A 17,012-nucleotide genomic window follows, 5' to 3' on the forward strand; every position below is an offset into this window, starting at 1 on the left:
TTCGGATCCTGTCTCGACAAACCGGAACCTAAGGCCTGCAACGGCGTGCGCCTGTCTAAACCCCTCAAACCACCCACACATACGACCGGAGAGCCCGAAAAACTTTGAAAACTAGTCCGTTAATTCGTTTGCTCTCCCGTGTAGGGCAGGCATAGCCTCAGGACACGCCTTAGCGAGCAGTGGGTTCGCTGGGGTTCGACTTCGAGTGCAACGCAATGGAGGAGGTGGCCCCGATGAGGATCGACATGAACATGCGCGTTCCGTCGATGCTGCTGAACCCTGCCTGCGCTCTGCCCGTTTCGCTGCCCGCCACCGCCGCCCCGGCGTGGATGGCAGCTGAGCGGACCCAGGTCGAGCTCGTCCGGATCCTGCCGACATCGGCAGAGTCCGTCCCGGCTCCGCGGGTGCACCAGGTCCCGGCCCAGGCCGAATTGGGCAAAGCGACCCTGGTGAGCGTCGAAGGAAACAAGGGCACCACTGGCTTCAAGGGCAGCAACAGCACCATCTCCAGCAAGCGCTACACGGATGGTGATGGCGGCGCCCCGCCTCGAGGAAGGCCGGTCTGATACACAGACCACCGGCTCACCTCGAGGCCGCGGAACCCCTAACCGGGATCCGCGGCCTCGAATTATTTTCCGGCCGAACCGGCTGGATGAACGACCTGAACAACGATCCAGAAGATCGAGAAGAAGAGAGAGGTGACCGGGCTTTATGAGTCTGGCGCTGGCCCCGATCGACATGACCGTCGACCTCGAGGCAAACCTGCCCTGTCGGAAGTTCGACCCGGACATGTGGTTCTCCGACTCCCCGGCCCAGCTGGAGCTGGCCAAGTCGCTCTGCGGGGACTGCCCGCTGCGCGCCGAGTGCCTGGCCGGTGCGGTCGACCGTGCGGAGCCCTGGGGTGTCTGGGGTGGCGAGATCTTCGAGCGTGGCGCTGTCGTCCCGCGCAAGCGGCCCCGTGGCCGTCCGCGTAAGGCCGACGTCGCTCGCGACGCCGAGCTGGCTGTCGAGGTGGAGGAGCGCCTCGCCGCCAACGGCCTCGACACCCGCAGCTCGGTTCGACTGGCCGCATGAGATGACCACCCTCCCCATGACCGAGATCGAGATCCGAAAGCCGAGAACCGAAATGACTTCGAACGGAGACACCAAGATGAGACTCATCCAAGAGGCGTTGTCGAGGGCTCGAATGCCTCGGCCTCAGAGTGACCGTGCACCTGAGGCTTACCGCTCCGCCCGCCGTATCACGATGGACGCCCGCAGCCGGACGTCCCGTGAACTCGGCGCCGGACTCTGACAACCAAATTCGATGAGAAACGGCCCGTCCGCCGATGCGGACGGGCCGTTCCCGTTACCAGCCTCAGTTGTACGGCGCCCCCGAAGCCGGCGGCCCTTGCGGCCGGTCGAAGTCGCAATAGACGGTGATAAGGGTTTTGTCGAGATCGGCCGGCTGCGGGATGCCCGGGTTGGTCAACTCCACCCGTTCGCCCGTCTTCTTTCCCGGTCGGCACGTGTCCCGAGGAGAGTTGTCCAGGCTGCCGCCGACGACGGCGCCGGATTCGCTTCGAAAAACCAACGAGACACCACGAGAGACCATGCCGATCGGTTTGCCCTGAGACACCGTCTCGCAGTTTGTCGACTCGACGTCGAACTCCATTGAACCCAGCCCGCTTGGTTCCGTCCGCCCACTCCCGGCGACGATCGTGGCGGTCGATTCACCGAAGCCGTCGGTGCGATCGCCGCGATCGATCCACCGGCCTACCTGGATGTCGATCGAGATCGTCTTGAACTCGTTCTCCCCGCGTCGCGTCGCGTCGTCGAGCAGGTTGGCATTGCCCACAGCGATCGTTCTGCCTGGCAGGATCACGGGCACCACCTGAGTCCGGAACCGTTGATGAGACTCGTTGATCACGGATCGACCCGACGGGTCCAGCGCGTCGAACGTGACAAGCGTGCGGTAGGCGACCCTAGTCGTGTCGTTGCGCAGCAGCACACCCATGCTCGCCATCGGTCCTCGCTGCGAATGGCCTTGTTCGACGATTCCTATGCCGGATGAGTCTGCGGCAGTGGTCGCAGCCGGGGGTGCGGCCAACTGGCACGTGGACGTGTCCGGTGAGGTACCCTCGCCATTCGCCTGAAAGATCATGAAACTGGCCGCAGTCAGGCCCGCGATGATCAGGCCGGCAGCCAGCAGCCATTTCGTTCTCATCCTCGTTGGCCTCCTGTCGCCGGCACTGCCCGCGGCCGTTCCGTCCTGCTCATACGTTGTGGCCCAACCCGTCCGACGTCAGGATGGTCCTCGAAGTCTGGTCCGCGAGTGCTGGACGAGGAAAGGCGAACAGGTCCCGCTGGGTAGCCAGCGTCTCCGATGTGACGAGCATCGCTTCCGCGATGGCATGTTCTCGTTCGAGGACGATGTAGGTCAATTGATACAACGCCTGCCGGATCTGTTCCACAAGGGCCCGAGGCGTCTTCGCGTCGAACAGAACCGCCGGTCCTTCTCCGGAGAATTTGTCCAGTGCGGTGCCCGCGACCTGTGTGATTCCACCTGCAACGGTGAACGCGATGGCGGCGCCGCCGCTGGTCACCACGCTTCCGATCGAGAGGACGGCGGCGGCCGCAGACAGCCAGAAGACCTGTTGGTCGGTGTCGAAGCTGTTCATCGATACGAACGCGTTGATCGCCTGGTGGGCCAGCTCGTCCACGTTGTTTCGGCACGCGGTCCAGAGCGCCTGCTCCGCCTCGATGGCCGCCATGAGAGTCGCCACCAGGCTGAACTGTGCGGCGACCCGGTCCTTCCACGGTTCCACGAATGTGGACTCAAACTGCCGTGCGGCGAACCCCTGCCACTCGAAAATGGTCTTGCCGACGGTTTCCATGCTCGCCATCTCGAAGTTCGGCGGCATGACGACCCCGCGCGACGGGTCGAAGGAGCCACTGCCGCTCGACAGCGCTTCAGCCGCGGTGCGCAGCTCTCGGTGCATCATTCCCAGAACCTCGGGGTCAGGCAGGTTGAGGAACGGCTCGAACAGTTCCGCCAGCCCTTCGAAGTCCGCACGAAGGAACCGGATGATGTCGGCCGGGACCGGATTACTGTCCTGGAGAGAGATGTACTGTCCGTCGACGAGAACGAAACCCTTCTCGTCGAGGGCCGCCTTCATCGCCAGTTCCTCGAGGTGTAGGGCGTGCTGCCAGAGATCTCCGTAGCTCATGGCGTGCCGTCCGAGGTCTCGCCGAATGTGGTCCCGTCCCGGCCCTCGGCCCGGACGATGTTTCTCTTCTGCTCGGCGATGGCCTCGGTGTTGATCCTTTCGGCCTCCTGATATTCCAGGGCCGCCATGATCAGGACGTCGCCTGTCGCCTCCAGGCTTTCCGCGGACTCCCGGAGCAGGTCCACCGTGGTGTCCGCGAGGTACTGCCAAGCCGACTTGGCTTCACCGAAAGGGCCGCCGAGCAGTTGATCCCGCCAGAGAACGTCGACTCGGGTCTCGGCCGCGGCTATCCGTGTGATCACGGACCGGTAGTGGGCGGCCAACGGCTTGAGCTTCATCTCGCCCGCCTCCCAGAGGCGAGTGCAGTCGGCTACGAGTTCCTTCTGCCGCTCCGTCGGTTCTTCCGCCATCGCCCCGCTCCCGTGCCGAACCGCCATCCCTTACATCGGGATACACCGATGACCTCGGACGGGTTCAGCACACGACGCCGATCGCTGCTCAGGGGACGGGGGCGAAGCCGGGCAACCACTTCTCCAGGATCTCGCGGTAGGCGGCCTCGGCCTCCAGCTGACTGAGGACACCGATCGAACCGAGCGTCACCCGGTGGATCAGCAGGTAGGACGGTGGCAGGTTGAGTTTGCGGCTCAAGGCGTACGCCGGACCCCGCGGATTGGCCAGCCGCCCGGCCTCGTTGCGGATCCAGCTGCGGGTGAACCGGAACCGGTCGACGGCGACCGGCTCGATCATCGGGAGCAGGAAGTCGAGCAGGGCCTGGGCGTCGATGTCGTCGGCCGCCTTGACGAAACCTTCTTCGCGCAGCCCGTCGACGACCGCCCGCGCCTCGCCGTCGAGGGCCAGCCGGACGAGGCGGCCGATCGGCTCGGGGTGGCCCTCGGGGAGGCGGGCGACGGCGCCGAAGTCGATGACGCCGAGCCGGCCGTCGGGGAGGATCCGGAAGTTGCCCGGGTGCGGGTCGGCGTGCAGCAGCCCGGCCCGGCTGGGCGCGGAGAAGTGCAGGATCGCCATCAGCCGGCCGGCCTCGTCGCGGTCGGCCTGGGTGCCGTCGGCGATGACCGCGGACAGCGGTGTGCCGTCGACCCACTCGGTGACCAGGACCTGCGGCGCGGACGCCACCACCCGGGGCACGAAGATCTCCGGGTCGTCCTGGTAGGCGGTCGCGAACGTGCGCTGGGTCTCCGCCTCCATCTCGTAGTCGAGCTCCTCGACGATCCGGTCGCGGAGCTCGGCGATCAGGGGTTTCATGTCGATGCCGGGCTGAATGATCTTGAACATGCCGGCCAGCCGGGAGAGCTGTTTCAGGTCGGCGACCAGGGCGTCGCCGGCTCCCGGGTACTGCACCTTGACCGCGACGGGCAGCAGTTTCGGTTTCGCGTTGCGGCGGGCCGGCGGCAGTTTCCAGACCGCGCGGTGCACCTGGCCGATGCTGGCGGCGGCGGCCGGGCTGTCGTCGAACTCGGCGAACAGGTCGCGCCAGTCCGGTCCGAGCTGCTCGGTCAGCGCCTTGTGCACGTTGGCCACCGGCATCGGCGGCGCCGCCTCCTGGAGCTTGGTGAGCGCCTGCCGGTAGGGCCCGGCCATCTCGTCGGGCAGGGCCGCCTCGAACACCGACAGCGCCTGACCGAATTTCATCGCCCCGCCCTTGAGCTGCCCCAGCACGCTGAAGAGCTGCTCGGCGGTGCGCTGCTGGATGTCGGCGGAGATGACGTCGGAGGCGATGCCGACGGCCCGTTTGCCGAGGCCCAGGGCGGCTCTCCCGGCGAAACCGAGGGGGAGGGCGGCGAGCTTTGCGGTCCGGGACGCGGCGCGGCGCGGTATGTCCGTCACCAGATCATTGTGACCGACGGGTCCCCCTCACCCGGCCCGTCGCAAGGTGGTTTGGTGGTTATGCGGTGAAGGTCCGGTGAAGGTTGGCCTCCGGCGACCCCGCCGGCACACGCAGGTGGGATGCGTCGTCCAGGTCCGGCGACGGAACCGGCCGGGCGCGGCGATCTCCACCGCGGCGCTCAGCGTCTCCGGAACGCCGCCGTCCAGGAACGTGAGGACCTCGCCGGCCGCGTAGGCGGTGGCGGCCATCAGGGTGGCCACCGCGCACGGCTCGGCGCCTCCCGGCGGAGCCGCCTGCGAGCCCGTCCAGCCGTCGTCCCGGTCTCTGCGGTGCAGGTCGACGCAGATCAGGCAGGGTCCGCCGGTGGCGGGCACGAGAGGGCCGATCACCGCCACGCCGTCGCGGATCGCGACGGCCAGGTGCGGCTGTCGCCGCGCGGCGAATCCGGCGGCGAGGAGAGCGGGCGGCTCGTCGTGGGCGAGTTGCACGACCAGAGACGCGGTCGTACGGCGTACCGGATGAACCCCGGTGCCCGGCGCGGCCCGCAGGATCGCCGCCTCGACGGCGCCCCGCCGGGGTGTGCCGACGTCCTCCGGCCGGAGTGGTGTCCCGGTGATCTCGGCCGCTCCGACGGCCCCGGACAGGTCGGGCTGGACGTGCCCGACCCCGGCTTCGGCCAGCGCGACCGCGATGGTGGCGCCGAGCCGCCCGCGCCCGCTGACCACGACCCGGGCCGCCCGGCGGTGCCGCAGGACACGTGCCGGGGAGAGCCCGTCGCCGGGCTGGAGCCGGGGCCCGGCCGAGCCGAGGGCGAGCGCGGCCGCCTCGCAGGTGAGCCGGTCCCGGGTGGCCGTGGACAGGGCCGGTGGCAGCAGCGCCGGTAAGGGCAGCACCAGCCCGGCCGAGTGGAGCAGGTCGAGCAGGGCGAGCGTCTCGGCGGCTGGCACGCCCAGCTCGGCCGCCCGGGCCAGGACGAGACGCTCGGAGTGCTGCCCGTCGAGCAGGTCGAGCACTCCGGCGGCACGTGGATCGGGCAGTTGGAGGACGACGCCGTGTGCGGGATCCAGGCCGACCTGGAACTCGCCGGGCCCGCGCCAGAAGCGGGGGAGCCCGGGGATGAGGGTCGGCCGGGGCAGGGGTGTCCGGGTCATGAGTGACAGGGTGTCACTGCGAAGCTGCGGAGTGATGATGTTATCCACAGGCCCTCACGGCCCTGGTGAGGGTTGTCCACAGCTTTACGAGAGTTATCCACAGGTGCTCTTGTGGCTCACTTGACACAACGTGTCTGAGTGAACACGGTTACGGGTGGAGCGTGCCGGGGAGGGCGGCCGTCTTCGGCTGTCCTCCCCGGATCTCGTTCACGCCTTGGCCTTGCCCAGGATGCGGTTCATCGTGGTGCCGCAGACCGGGCACTTGCCCTTGGCCATGTTCATCCCGGTCTTGGAGACCGCCACCTCGCCCTGGAAGTCGCGCTTCTCCTTGCACTTCACGCAGTAGCCGTTGTACGTGTTGTCGGCCACGTTTCCTCCTCGTCGTTTCGTCGGCCGCCCGGCCCGATGCCCTGTTGCGGCGGCGGGCGCGAACCTGCCACGCGGATGTGGCCACCCGTCCGGGGCGGTCACTTACCCAGGTCAGGCCGGTTCCATGTCAGCGCAGCGTCGGCGGTGTCGCCGACGACGTGAGTGTGCCGGTCCTGCGTACCCTTTTTGGCCAGTTTTGCCGGGACACGCCGACGATTCCCATCGTAAAGGCATAAAACGGACAGAAATGTCGGTTGGGCGTGTGAGTTGATGATGGTCTAGGTTGACGGGTGTCACCGATGTTGCCGGTGGGGAAATTTTTTTCGGGTATATGCGGGCGAAGTGCTCATATACCGCGACCGTCATTGTCCGTACTCTTGCGGTAACCGGGGTGCGGCGGATTAGCGTCTCAATGTGAACCCGAATCTGGGCCGCGCGAGCCGGTAATGGCCCGCGTGCGCAAGCCTGTCGTGGAAGTACGGCGCAGCCAGCGCCGGCGACGGACGGTGTCCGCCTATCGCGACGGCGAGCGAGTCGTGGTGCTCATCCCGGACCGCTTCTCCCGCGCGGAGGAGACGGAGTGGGTCGAGCGCATGCTCGCCCGTCTGGAAGCTCGCGAGGAACGGCTGCGGTGCACCGACGCCGAGCTGCTGGCCCGCGCCCACCGCCTGATCAGCCGCTACCTGGCCGATCACGCCGACCGGGTGGTCCCGGCCAGTGTGCGCTGGGTGACGAACCAGAACGGGCGCTGGGGCTCCTGCACCCCCGACGACGCGACGATCCGGATCTCGCACCGCATCCAGGAGATGCCCGATTGGGTCATCGACTACGTGCTCCTGCACGAGCTGGCCCACCTCGTCGTCCCGAGCCACAACAACCGCTTCTGGGACCTGGTCAACCGCTTCCCCAAGGCCGAGCGGGCCCGCGGCTACCTGGAGGGCGTCTCGGCCGCCGGCACCCTCGTGATGGCCGAATAAGATCAGGCCGGGCGAGACCTCAGCGGTCCGCTCACCGATGATCCGGCGCCTCCGGCGATCGCGGGGGTACGCCGTGCGCGCCCACCCCCGAACACGCTGAGTAGGGTGGCGCCTGTGACGCGGCGTGTAGTGGTGACGATGCTGGTTCCGGTGCCGTGGAGCCCACCCGGTGTCGACCTGGCGGCCTGGCGTGCCGCGATGGCCGAGGACGTGGTCGACCTGCTGGCCCGCCTGGCCCAGGCCGAGGCCGCGATCGCCGCCACCCGGGACGACCTGGCGCTGGCCGGGGAGATCGCCTGGCCGGGCATGCGGATCTACGAGATCGCCACCCCGACGGTTCGTCCGGTGCTGGCCGCAGCCGCCGCGGACGGGTTCGAGCAGGCCGCCGTGATCGCCGGGGACGCGCCCGACGTACCCGGAATGACTCTGGGAAAGCTTTTGCAGCCCCTCGACGCAAAGGCCGTGGCGGTGGCGCCGGCCGGTCCCGGCGGGGGCCTCTTCGGTGTGGCCGCCGGGCTGCCCGCGCCGGACTGGCTGGCCGACCACGATCTGGACACCGCCTCCGCGCAGCTGCTGCGCAGGACGGCGCCGTCGCCCGGCGAGGTCACCTCGACCCCGCCGTGGCGGCGACTGCGCGGGCCGGCCGATCTGGCCGGCCTGAACCCCGCCCTGGAGGGCTGGGATCACACCCGGGCCCTCCTCGGCGGCTGAACGCGCTGGTCAGTCCTCTTTCGGGCCCTCGCCCAGGTTGTCCAGCTCGCTGATGTCCCAGTCCGAACGGTTCCGGGCGAAGGCATCCGGGTCGGCGAAGTCCTCGTCGGTCGGCAGCAGGTCCGGGTGGTCCCACAGCGCGTCCCGGCCGGCGATGCCCCGGTGCTCGGTGACCGCGGTCCACAGCGCGCCCGCCTCACGCAGGCGGCGTGGCCGCAGCTCCAGGCCGACCAGGGCGGCGAAGGTCTGCTCGGCCGGCCCACCGGCGGCCCGGCGGCGGCGGAACGCCTCACCGAGCGGCACCACCGACGGCAGCCGATCGCCGGCGGCGGCGTCCACCACCTGACCGACCCAGCCCTCGACCAGCGCGAGCGCGGTCTCCAGCCGGGCCAGACCGGCTTTCTGCTGCGGGGTGTCCTCGGGCGTGAAGATGCCCTCGAGGGCCATCGCCTGCATCGACTCCGGGTCGGTCGGGTCGACGCGGCTCATCGCCTCCTCGATCGCCTCCCGGTTGACCGTGATGCCGTTGGCGTAGGTCTCGACAGCGCTCAGCACGTGCGCGCGCAGCCACGGGACGTGCCCGAAGAGCCGCTGGTGGGCCGCCTCGCGCAAAGCCACGTACAGCCGGACCTGGTCCTCGGGAAGCTCGAGGCCCGATCCGTACGCCTTGATGTTTGACGGAACCAGCGCCGCGGTGCCGGCCGGGCCGAGCGGCAGCCCGATGTCGCCGGCTGAGAGGACCTCGGCGGCGAGCTGGCCGAAGGCCTGCCCGAGCTGACCGCCGAAGAGCGCGCCGCCGAGCGTGGCGACCATCGACTGCATCGGGCCGAGCTGGAGGCGGGCCTCCTCGGGAACCAGATCGCCCATCGCGCCCACCATGCGGCCGGCGATCGGCTCACACAGCTTCTTCCAGACGTCGAGGGTGTTGTAGATCCACTCATTACGGTTCCACGCGACGGACTTGTGGATGCCGGTCGGGAGCGCGCACACCGGATCGAGCCACAGGTCGGCGAGGCGCAGGGCCTCCTCGACCTGGTGGCGCTCCAGCATGTTCACCGCGGGGTCACCGGCCGCCGAGAGCTGGCTGGCGGCGACCTGACGGGCCAGGTCCCAGTTGACCGGGCCACTGCCGGGCGCGGCGAACATCTGCTGCAGCTGCGCCATGAACTGCTGCATCTGCTGCGGGTCGGAGGGGTCGGGCGGCTGCGCGCCCGGCAGGGAGAAGCCGAACGGGATATCAGGCACGACCCCAACGGTACGCGCGAAAAGCCCGTAGCGGACGGAGGGAGGTATCAGCTCAGAGAGAACTCAGACAGGGTGGGTACGCTCACGCGCATGAGACGTCGCGGTGTCACCGTCATCCTCGGCGCCCTGATCACCGCTCTGCTGGCTGCCGGTGTGATGGTCGCACCGATGCCCTACGTGGTGCTCAAGCCCGGGCCCACCGTCGACACCCTCGGTGTGCAGAACGGGACCGAGGTCATCCAGGTGGCGAAGGGCGAGACCTCGAAGTCCGCCGGCCAGCTGCGCCTCACCACGGTCAACGTGCAGTCGCAGGTGGAGCTGGTGTGGGCGATCCGCGGCTGGCTGAGCGACTCCGACGCGGTCGTGCCGCGTGAGCTGATCTACCCTCCGGACCGCAGTGAGCAGCAGGTCCAGGAGCAGAACGCCCAGGAGTGGAAGGATTCGCAGAGCAGCGCCGAGAAGGTCGCGCTCCGCAAGCTGGGCTACCCGATGCAGGTCTACGTGGGGAAGGTCACCACCGGCGGGGCGGCTGACGGCGTGCTGAAGGCGGAGGACGTCCTCAAGTCGATCGACGGCACCGAGATCACCCAGGACAGCCAGGTCGCCGAGCTGGTCCGGGCCAAGCCGGCCGGCACCGCGCTGACCGTCGCCTACGAGCGCGACGGCAAGGCGGCGACCGCGCAGATCACCTCCAAGGCGGACGCGTCCGACGGCAAGCCGCGGATCGGCATCGAGATCGCCACCAAGCAGTCCGACCCGCTCGGGATCAAGATCGATCTCGACAAGATCGGCGGCCCGAGCGCGGGCCTGATGTTCACCCTCGGCATCATCGACAAGATGAAGCCCGAGGACCTCACCGGCGGCAAGATCATCGCTGGTACGGGCACCATCGACGACGACGGCAACGTGGGCCCGATCGGCGGCATCCCGCAGAAGCTGGTCGGCGCCGAGAACGCCGGGGCCGTGCTCTTCCTGGTCCCCAAGGACAACTGTGCGGAGGCGCTGCGCAACGCCCGGCCCGGCCTCACCATGGCCGAGGTGGCCACCGTGGACGACGCGCTCACCGCACTCAAGACCTTCACCGCCGGAAACGACCCGAAGCCGTGCTCGGCTTCGTGACCGCAAACGCCGGTAGTGACGGGACAGTTCTGCCGCGTATAGAAGCTGGATGCGACATCGTAAGGTGAAACACCGGCCAGACGAAGTGTGGAGCCAACGTTGGTCATGCGTAACAGTCCTCTACCGAGGATGAGCCGGCGCGGTCGCGTGACCGTCGGCGTCCTGGTCGGGGTCTTCATTCTTTTCACGCTGCTCGGTTGGGGTATCGACGCGTACACCGACTACCTGTGGTTCGACGAGGTGCAGAAGACCGCGGTCTTCTCCGGGGTGCTGACCACCCGCCTCGTCCTGTTCCTGGTGGTCGGCGCGGTGATGACATTGATCGTCGCCGGCAACCTCTACCTGGCATACCGTCTGCGTCCGCTGCTGCGCCCACATTCAGCGGAACAGGCCACCCTGGAGCGCTACCGGATGATCCTGGCGCCCCGCCTGGGCACCTGGATCGCCGTCACCGGCATCGTCATCGGCTTCTTCGCGGGACTCTCCGCGCAGAGCCGGTGGAGCGACTGGATGCTGTTCCAGAACGGCGGCTCGTTCGGGGAGACCGACCCCCAGTTCGGGGTGGACATCTCCTTCTACATCTTCGAGTACCCGCTGTGGCGTTACGTGCTCGGTCTCGGCTTCACCGCGGTGGTGCTGTCGGTGATCGGCTCGCTGGCCGTGCACTACATCTTCGGCGGTGTGCGCCTGCAGGGCGTCGGTGACCGGATGACCACCGCCGCCCGCGCGCACCTGACCTCCCTGGTCGCGGTGTTCGTGCTGCTCAAGGCGGTGGCGTACGTGCTGGACAGGCGCGCGCTCCTGCTCGAGCAGCACGTGTCTCCCGGGCTGTACGGCGCGGGCTACACCGACGTCAACGCGCTGCTGCCGGCCAAGGAGATCCTCGCCTACATCTCCGTGGTGGTGGCGATCGCGATCATCGTCTTCTCCAACGCTGTGATGCGGAACCTGGTCTGGCCCGGCGTCTCGCTGGCCCTGCTGGCGATCTCGGCTGTCGCGATCGGCGGCATCTACCCGCTGGCCGTGCAGAACTTCCAGGTCAAGCCGAGCCTCTACGACAAGGAGGCGGAGTACATAACGCGGTCCATCCAGGCCACCCGGTCGGCGTTCGGGCTGGAGAACACCGAGGTCTCGGAGTACCCGACAGGCGACGGCCGGCCACCGGCGGACCTGGCCACCGACACCAGCGCGCAGAACGTCCGGGTGATCGACCCGCAGCTGGTCTCGCAGGCGTTCACCGTGTCGCAGCAGTCCCGCGGTTTCTACGACTTCGGCGAGAAACTCGACGTCGACCGCTACACGATCGCCGGCAAGACGCAGGACTACGTGGTCGGCGCCCGTGAGATCGACGACGAGAAACTGACCGCGCAACAGAGCAACTGGCTCAACCGGCACACCGTCTACACCCACGGCTACGGCCTGGTGGCGGCGCCGGCCAACCAGAAGTGCGACACCGGCCTGCCGCTGTTCGCCTCCGGCCTGCTCGGCAGCGAGGGCGGCGAGGCGAACGTCAACAAGTGCATCACCCCGACCCAGGAGCTGGAAGCCCAGCAGCCGCGGATCTACTACGGCGAGAAATCCACCGAGTATGCGATCGTCGGCCAGGCCGACGGCGGCAACAACGTCGAGTTCGACCGTCCGCGGGGGCAGAGCACCAACTCCGGCGAGGAGTACTACACGTACTCGGGCAAGGGCGGCGTCGAGATCGGCTCGTTCTTCCGCCGGATGATCTTCGCGATCAAGAACACCGAGAGCAACTTCGTGCTCTCCGGCGCGGTCAACGACAACTCCAAGCTGATGTACATCCGTCAGCCCCGGGAGCGCGTCGAGAAGGTGGCCCCGTTCCTCACCATCGACGGCGACCCGTACCCGGCCGTCGTCGACGGGCGCATCGTGTGGATCCTCGACGGTTACACGACCGCGAAGACCTACCCGTACGCCCAGAAGATCAACCTGGCCACCGAGACCGAGGACCGGCTCACCGGCACCGGGTCGTTCGCGCTCGCCCGTGACGACGTCAACTACATGCGCAACTCGGTCAAGGCGACCGTCGACGCGTACGACGGCACCGTCACCCTGTACGAGTTCGACGACAAGGACCCGATCCTCAAGGCGTGGAACAAGGCCTTCGGCGGCGACCTGATCGTGCCGAAAGCCCAGATCCCGCAGGCACTCGCCGACCACTTCCGCTACCCCGCCGACCTGTTCAAGGTGCAGCGCAACCTGCTCACCAAGTTCCACGTCGAGGACTCGCGGACGTTCTTCTCCGGCGAGGACTTCTGGCAGGTGCCGAACGCGCCGGACGCGCCGCAGAGCGGGTTCCAGCCGCCGTTCTACCTCAACGTCAAGCTGCCCGAGCAGAGCGAGAGCCGGTTCCAGCTGACCGCCGGCGTCACCCCGCTCAAACGGGAGAACATGGCGGCGCTGGTCTCCGGCTCGTACATCAACGGCGAACCGAGGCTGGAGATACTCCAGCTACGCGACAACACCATCGCGCCCGGCCCGGTCCAGGTGCATCAGCTGATGGTCAACAAGGAGAACATCGCCAACCAGCTGACGCTGCTCAACCGCGGCGGCCAGGCGTCGGTCCTCTACGGCAACCTGATCTCACTGCCGCTGGGCAACGACATCCTGTACGTCGAGCCCGTCTACGTGAAGAGCAGCCAGGCCAACGCCGCGCCGCTGTTGCAGAAGGTGCTGATGTCGTACGGCGACGGCGGTTCGTACGTCGTCCTCGAAGACAACCTCACCAAGGGCCTCGAGGCACTGGCCGCCCTGGGCAAGTCCGGCGCGCCACCCACCACGTCACCGACCACGCCGACCACACCCGGCACACCGGGCGCCTCACCCTCACCCAGCACCAGCGTCTCTCCGTCCAGCCCGCCGCCCACCGAGGTGCCGGCAGACGTGGCCGCAGCAGCCGCAGCCGTCGACAAGGCCATCGAAGATCTGAAGGCCGCAAAACGCTCCGGCGACCTCGCCAAGGAGGGCCAGGCGCTGATCGACCTCGACAACGCGATCAAGCGCTTCCAGGACCTGCAGAAGACGACGCCGGCCAGCACCACCACAAGTCCCACACCCACACCGAGCGGGTGAGCATCGTCTCCGGGGGCCGTTTTGCGGCCCCCGGAGCCCGTGCGCTAGGCTCTACCTACCGACGCGGGGTGGAGCAGCTCGGTAGCTCGCTGGGCTCATAACCCAGAGGTCGCAGGTTCAAATCCTGTCCCCGCTACGAGTGCAGGGGGTCTCTGTCCGCGGAGTGCGCGGACCGGGGCCCTCTTCGCGTTTCATCGGGGGGCCGAGCCCCCCGAACCCCCGCGTTACGGCTGGTGTCACGTCCCAGTCGGTCACGCTTACTTCCGGCCATGCGGCCTGACGGCCTCGGCCCGCGCCCGGCGCGGCGGTTCGTCCGCTCACGGTTACTTCCGGCCACACGGCCTGGCGGCCTCGGCCCGCGCCTGGCACGGCGGTTGTCCGCTCACGGTTACCCTGGCCACACGGCCTGACGGCCTCGGCCCGCGCCCGGCACGGCCCGCGTGGGCACCTGCGGCTCGGATCGGGGCGTATGTCACCACGCTGCTGGCCCCCGCGGTCTGCGTGGGCACCTGCTGCTTGGATCGGGCCGTATGTCTCCGCAGCGCCGAGCCGGCCAGCCTGCGTGGGCACCTGTGGCTTGGATCGGGCCGTTTGTCACCACGCTGCTGGGGCCTGCGGTCTGCGTGGGCACCTGCGGTCCGATTCGTGCCGAGGGGCACCACGCAGATCACTGCTGTTGGCGGGGTTGACGGAGCTTGGAGCCTTTACCGCGCGACATTCGGCGCGGCGTTGACGAAGCACAAGCAGCGTCGGTTGGTATTCGTCCACGTTGGTCTCTTTGGGGCGGTTGGCTTCGTCTGTGGCTAGCGTGTGACGCTCGTTACCGGTGAGCGTTGGGTTCGCGTGGAGTGCGTCTGGCGCGGGTCTCCTTGATTGCGGGGTGATCCTCGGGGCGGCCCCTGCGTACTTCGGAGCCCTCGAGCGGCATTCATCGCCACGCCCGCCCTCCTGACCCCGTTGGCCTTTCGGCTGGGCTGAGTTTGAACTGCATCGGGGCTGGCTGATGTGGGTGGGCGGCGACCCAAAGATCACCTAAAGCGGTCTGTGCGATCTTCTCTGGGCTTTGTTGGAGTGCTGGCCGGGAGGCGATCGTGCGGGTTCGTTTGGGTGTTGTGGCCGGGATTCTCGCGGCTGGGGCCGTGGTGGGTGGTCTTGTCGCTTCGGTTGCGGGTGGGGTGGCTGCGGCCAGCGGGTCGAACACCGTGTTCGTCAACGGGGGCGGGGTCGGAGGCGGCAGTGGGGTAGTCGTGGAGCCGGAATCGGGTGTGGCCGGTCTGGCCAGTGGGTCGAACACGGTGTTCGTTTCGGGTGGGCGCGAGGCGAGCCTCGTGGAAGCGGCGCCTCTGCGTGGTGGGGAGACCGGGACCCTGGTTGCCGACGGGACCGGGGGTGGGACCGGGACACCGCCTCGCGGTGGGATGACTGGTGGCACCGGGATCTGAGCTTCGGGGGTTCCTGGGGCACTGACCAACAGGGCACCCAAAGGTCGATCGCCATCATTTCGGTGGCGCCCCTGTGCAATGAATCTCCGGTTCGGTGGGCGTCACGTTGATCTCGCCTCATGGCGACCACACAAGGAGACCACCCTGTTGCGTCGCAACGTGTACACCCTTCTTCTGGGCGGGAGCCTCCTGCTCGGTGGTGCCGCTGGTGCCGTACCCGCGCTTGCTGGAAGTTTTGGGCCGTCAGGCCCGGTTCGTCCGTCGGCTACGCCGGCGACTCCGGTTCCGACGTCGGTTCGTCCGTCCGCGCCGGTGAGCCCGGCGCCGTCCTCCTCCGGTCCGGTGAGCCCGGAGCCGACGCCGAGTTGCGGCAACTGGCCAACGGTCTGGCCGGAGTGGACAAGCACGCCTGGCATCGAAACGCTCGGCCGCAGAAGGCCCCCGACCTCATCGACGCCGACTCCGCCACCCGCGACGCCGTCGACCTCACCGGCCACCCCACCCCCGGCCTCCCCGGGAATCCCACCGCAGACTTCACCAGGAACCCCGCCGCAGACTTCGCCGGCGACTCCTAAGCCGTCGTCCTCGCCGGTGCCTCGTCCGCCGTCGTCACCGGGGACTCCGCCGCTGACCTCACCGGCGACACCCCAGCCGTCCTCCCCGTCTTCGTCGGCCACGCCTCCGGCCACTTCGCCGCCAGCTTCACCCTCCAGCGAGCCGCCGACCTCGCCGCCTGTCGAACCGTCGACTTCGGCCTCAGGTCCGGGGACGGTGACAAACAGCCCGGCCCCAGGTGCCAGCCCGTCGGGAACCTCACCTTCGCCGAGCGCCCCCGCATCCGCGTGCGTGAGCTCCGCACCGGCGACATGATCCAAGCCCGGTGATACCGAGAGGCCCCTTGTCCGTGAAAGAGACGCGGCCGAGGGGCCTCTCGCGCTTTGCCGGCCAAAGCTGACCCGGCAGAGTTCAGCCATCAAGATCGACATCCGCGAGTGCCCAACCAACCTGCCATTCCGGCAGGCGCGCACCTGACACCGACCCCGCGCCGAATGGACGAGCGGCCTCTCCGCGCGACAATCCCGAACCCGGTCCTGCGATCCCTGGCCGAGGGGTGGTACCACCGGGCCAGCTGTCAGGACTGGGGCCGCTCGATCTCGGAAGACCTTTCGAGGTCGAGGTCCGAATCTCCTGCTGATCTTGTCGAGTTCCGCGAGACAGGGCCCGACCGAAATCAACAAGATCGCGGTGGGTGGGCGGGCGCAAACCTCAGCTCCGAGAGTTCTCTAGAGCTGATAGGTCCTGGAAACGAGCCATCCGGCAGGCTTCTGATGGGGTAGGCAACCGCCGGCGGGTGAGCACTCAGAGAGCCTTCGCGTCAAGCTCAGCCAGCTCGACTCGGTCACGGTCGGGATCGCGCAACGCCACTTAGCTTAAGTTGATCTTGCGCGGGCGCACTTCGGGTTCCAGGGGCTTGACCTGCACGCATGCGGCTGCGGCATGAATTGTGGCCGCGCCGGACGCCGCCGGTACCCGCCGAGAACCTGCAGGTAACAGCCTTGATCAACTTGAGCTAGTGGCATTGGGGATCGCGAGCCGTCGCCCAACACCGGAATACGGGCGGTATTACATGACTGGGCGACGGCCGGTGAGGGTTCCGCAGCTCGTTCCGCGAGGCCTGCTGCTGCCGGGTGGCATGGGTCGGCAACGTCGACCAGCGCACACATTGGCCGTGCGTGTGCGCCTGTCCTGCCCCCTGTCGCCGCTTCCTGAAGAGTGACCCCGTAGGGATCCGCGAAAGTTAACCCCCTCTTCCTTGATCTTGGAAGGGGTGCTGAAGGTGGAGGACT

The 17,012-nt window shown here is 68.1% G+C and carries 14 protein-coding genes and 1 tRNA gene; 8 read left to right on the forward strand and 7 right to left on the reverse strand.

Annotated elements, in window-relative coordinates; genetic code table 11:
• Window positions 1-233 precede the first annotated feature (233 nt).
• Both AB0E94_RS50770 and AB0E94_RS50775 read left to right on the forward strand, forming a co-directional pair.
• Entirely contained in the window at window positions 234-566 is a 333-nt protein-coding gene (locus tag AB0E94_RS50770; protein WP_360343481.1) for a hypothetical protein, read from the forward strand.
• Window positions 567-711: 145 nt separating this feature from the next.
• A complete protein-coding gene (locus AB0E94_RS50775; protein WP_093619169.1) occupies window positions 712-1,074 on the forward strand; it encodes a WhiB family transcriptional regulator in 363 nt (120 codons plus the stop codon).
• Between the two features lie 283 nt (window positions 1,075-1,357).
• Here AB0E94_RS50775 and AB0E94_RS50780 read toward each other — a convergent pair whose 3' ends face one another.
• From AB0E94_RS50780 to AB0E94_RS50805, 6 genes are all read right to left on the reverse strand, one after another.
• Window positions 1,358-2,206: a hypothetical protein gene (locus AB0E94_RS50780; RefSeq protein ID WP_360343484.1), complete on the reverse strand. Its 849-nt coding sequence runs from the start codon at window positions 2,204-2,206 to the stop codon at window positions 1,358-1,360.
• A 49-nt stretch (window positions 2,207-2,255) separates the two neighbouring features.
• Window positions 2,256-3,209 (reverse strand): hypothetical protein, encoded by a 954-nt coding sequence (locus tag AB0E94_RS50785; RefSeq protein ID WP_360343487.1) that lies wholly within the window; start codon window positions 3,207-3,209, stop codon window positions 2,256-2,258.
• Window positions 3,206-3,619 (reverse strand): hypothetical protein, encoded by a 414-nt coding sequence (locus tag AB0E94_RS50790; protein WP_360343490.1) that lies wholly within the window; start codon window positions 3,617-3,619, stop codon window positions 3,206-3,208. The genes AB0E94_RS50785 and AB0E94_RS50790 overlap by 4 nt, the downstream gene beginning before the upstream one ends.
• An 88-nt stretch (window positions 3,620-3,707) precedes the next feature.
• On the reverse strand, window positions 3,708-5,054 hold the full coding sequence (locus tag AB0E94_RS50795; protein WP_360343493.1) for an AarF/ABC1/UbiB kinase family protein: 1,347 nt from the start codon (window positions 5,052-5,054) through the stop codon (window positions 3,708-3,710).
• A gap of 27 nt (window positions 5,055-5,081) precedes the next feature.
• Window positions 5,082-6,206, reverse strand: a complete 1,125-nt coding sequence (locus AB0E94_RS50800; RefSeq protein ID WP_360343496.1) for a hypothetical protein — start codon at window positions 6,204-6,206, stop codon at window positions 5,082-5,084.
• 207 nt (window positions 6,207-6,413) lie between these two features.
• Window positions 6,414-6,575 (reverse strand): DUF5679 domain-containing protein, encoded by a 162-nt coding sequence (locus AB0E94_RS50805; protein ID WP_170153756.1) that lies wholly within the window; start codon window positions 6,573-6,575, stop codon window positions 6,414-6,416.
• 446 nt (window positions 6,576-7,021) lie between these two features.
• Here AB0E94_RS50805 and AB0E94_RS50810 point away from each other — a divergent pair, with 446 nt between their 5' ends.
• Window positions 7,022-7,552 (forward strand): M48 family metallopeptidase, encoded by a 531-nt coding sequence (locus AB0E94_RS50810; protein WP_360343499.1) that lies wholly within the window; start codon window positions 7,022-7,024, stop codon window positions 7,550-7,552.
• Window positions 7,553-7,666: 114 nt separating this feature from the next.
• On the forward strand, window positions 7,667-8,263 hold the full coding sequence (locus AB0E94_RS50815) for a hypothetical protein (protein ID WP_360343502.1): 597 nt from the start codon (window positions 7,667-7,669) through the stop codon (window positions 8,261-8,263).
• A 9-nt stretch (window positions 8,264-8,272) separates the two neighbouring features.
• Here AB0E94_RS50815 and AB0E94_RS50820 read toward each other — a convergent pair whose 3' ends face one another.
• Window positions 8,273-9,508 carry a zinc-dependent metalloprotease gene (locus AB0E94_RS50820; RefSeq protein ID WP_360343505.1) on the reverse strand — a complete coding sequence of 412 codons (1,236 nt, stop codon included), beginning with the start codon at window positions 9,506-9,508 and terminating at the stop codon, window positions 8,273-8,275.
• A gap of 90 nt (window positions 9,509-9,598) precedes the next feature.
• On the opposite strand from AB0E94_RS50820, the gene AB0E94_RS50825 reads away from it, so the two are divergent.
• The 4 genes from AB0E94_RS50825 (at window position 9,599) to AB0E94_RS50840 (ending at window position 15,740) form a co-directional block, all read left to right on the forward strand.
• On the forward strand, window positions 9,599-10,627 hold the full coding sequence (locus tag AB0E94_RS50825) for a PDZ domain-containing protein (protein ID WP_360343508.1): 1,029 nt from the start codon (window positions 9,599-9,601) through the stop codon (window positions 10,625-10,627).
• A 129-nt stretch (window positions 10,628-10,756) separates the two neighbouring features.
• Window positions 10,757-13,723: a UPF0182 family protein gene (locus AB0E94_RS50830; protein ID WP_360343511.1), complete on the forward strand. Its 2,967-nt coding sequence runs from the start codon at window positions 10,757-10,759 to the stop codon at window positions 13,721-13,723.
• 62 nt (window positions 13,724-13,785) lie between these two features.
• Window positions 13,786-13,859, forward strand: a tRNA-Met gene (locus AB0E94_RS50835).
• Window positions 13,860-15,530: 1,671 nt separating this feature from the next.
• Window positions 15,531-15,740: a hypothetical protein gene (locus AB0E94_RS50840; protein WP_360343514.1), complete on the forward strand. Its 210-nt coding sequence runs from the start codon at window positions 15,531-15,533 to the stop codon at window positions 15,738-15,740.
• Window positions 15,741-17,012 lie beyond the last annotated feature (1,272 nt).

It is taken from the genome of Actinoplanes sp. NPDC026670, assembly GCF_040638175.1.
GTDB lineage: Bacteria > Actinomycetota > Actinomycetes > Mycobacteriales > Micromonosporaceae > Actinoplanes.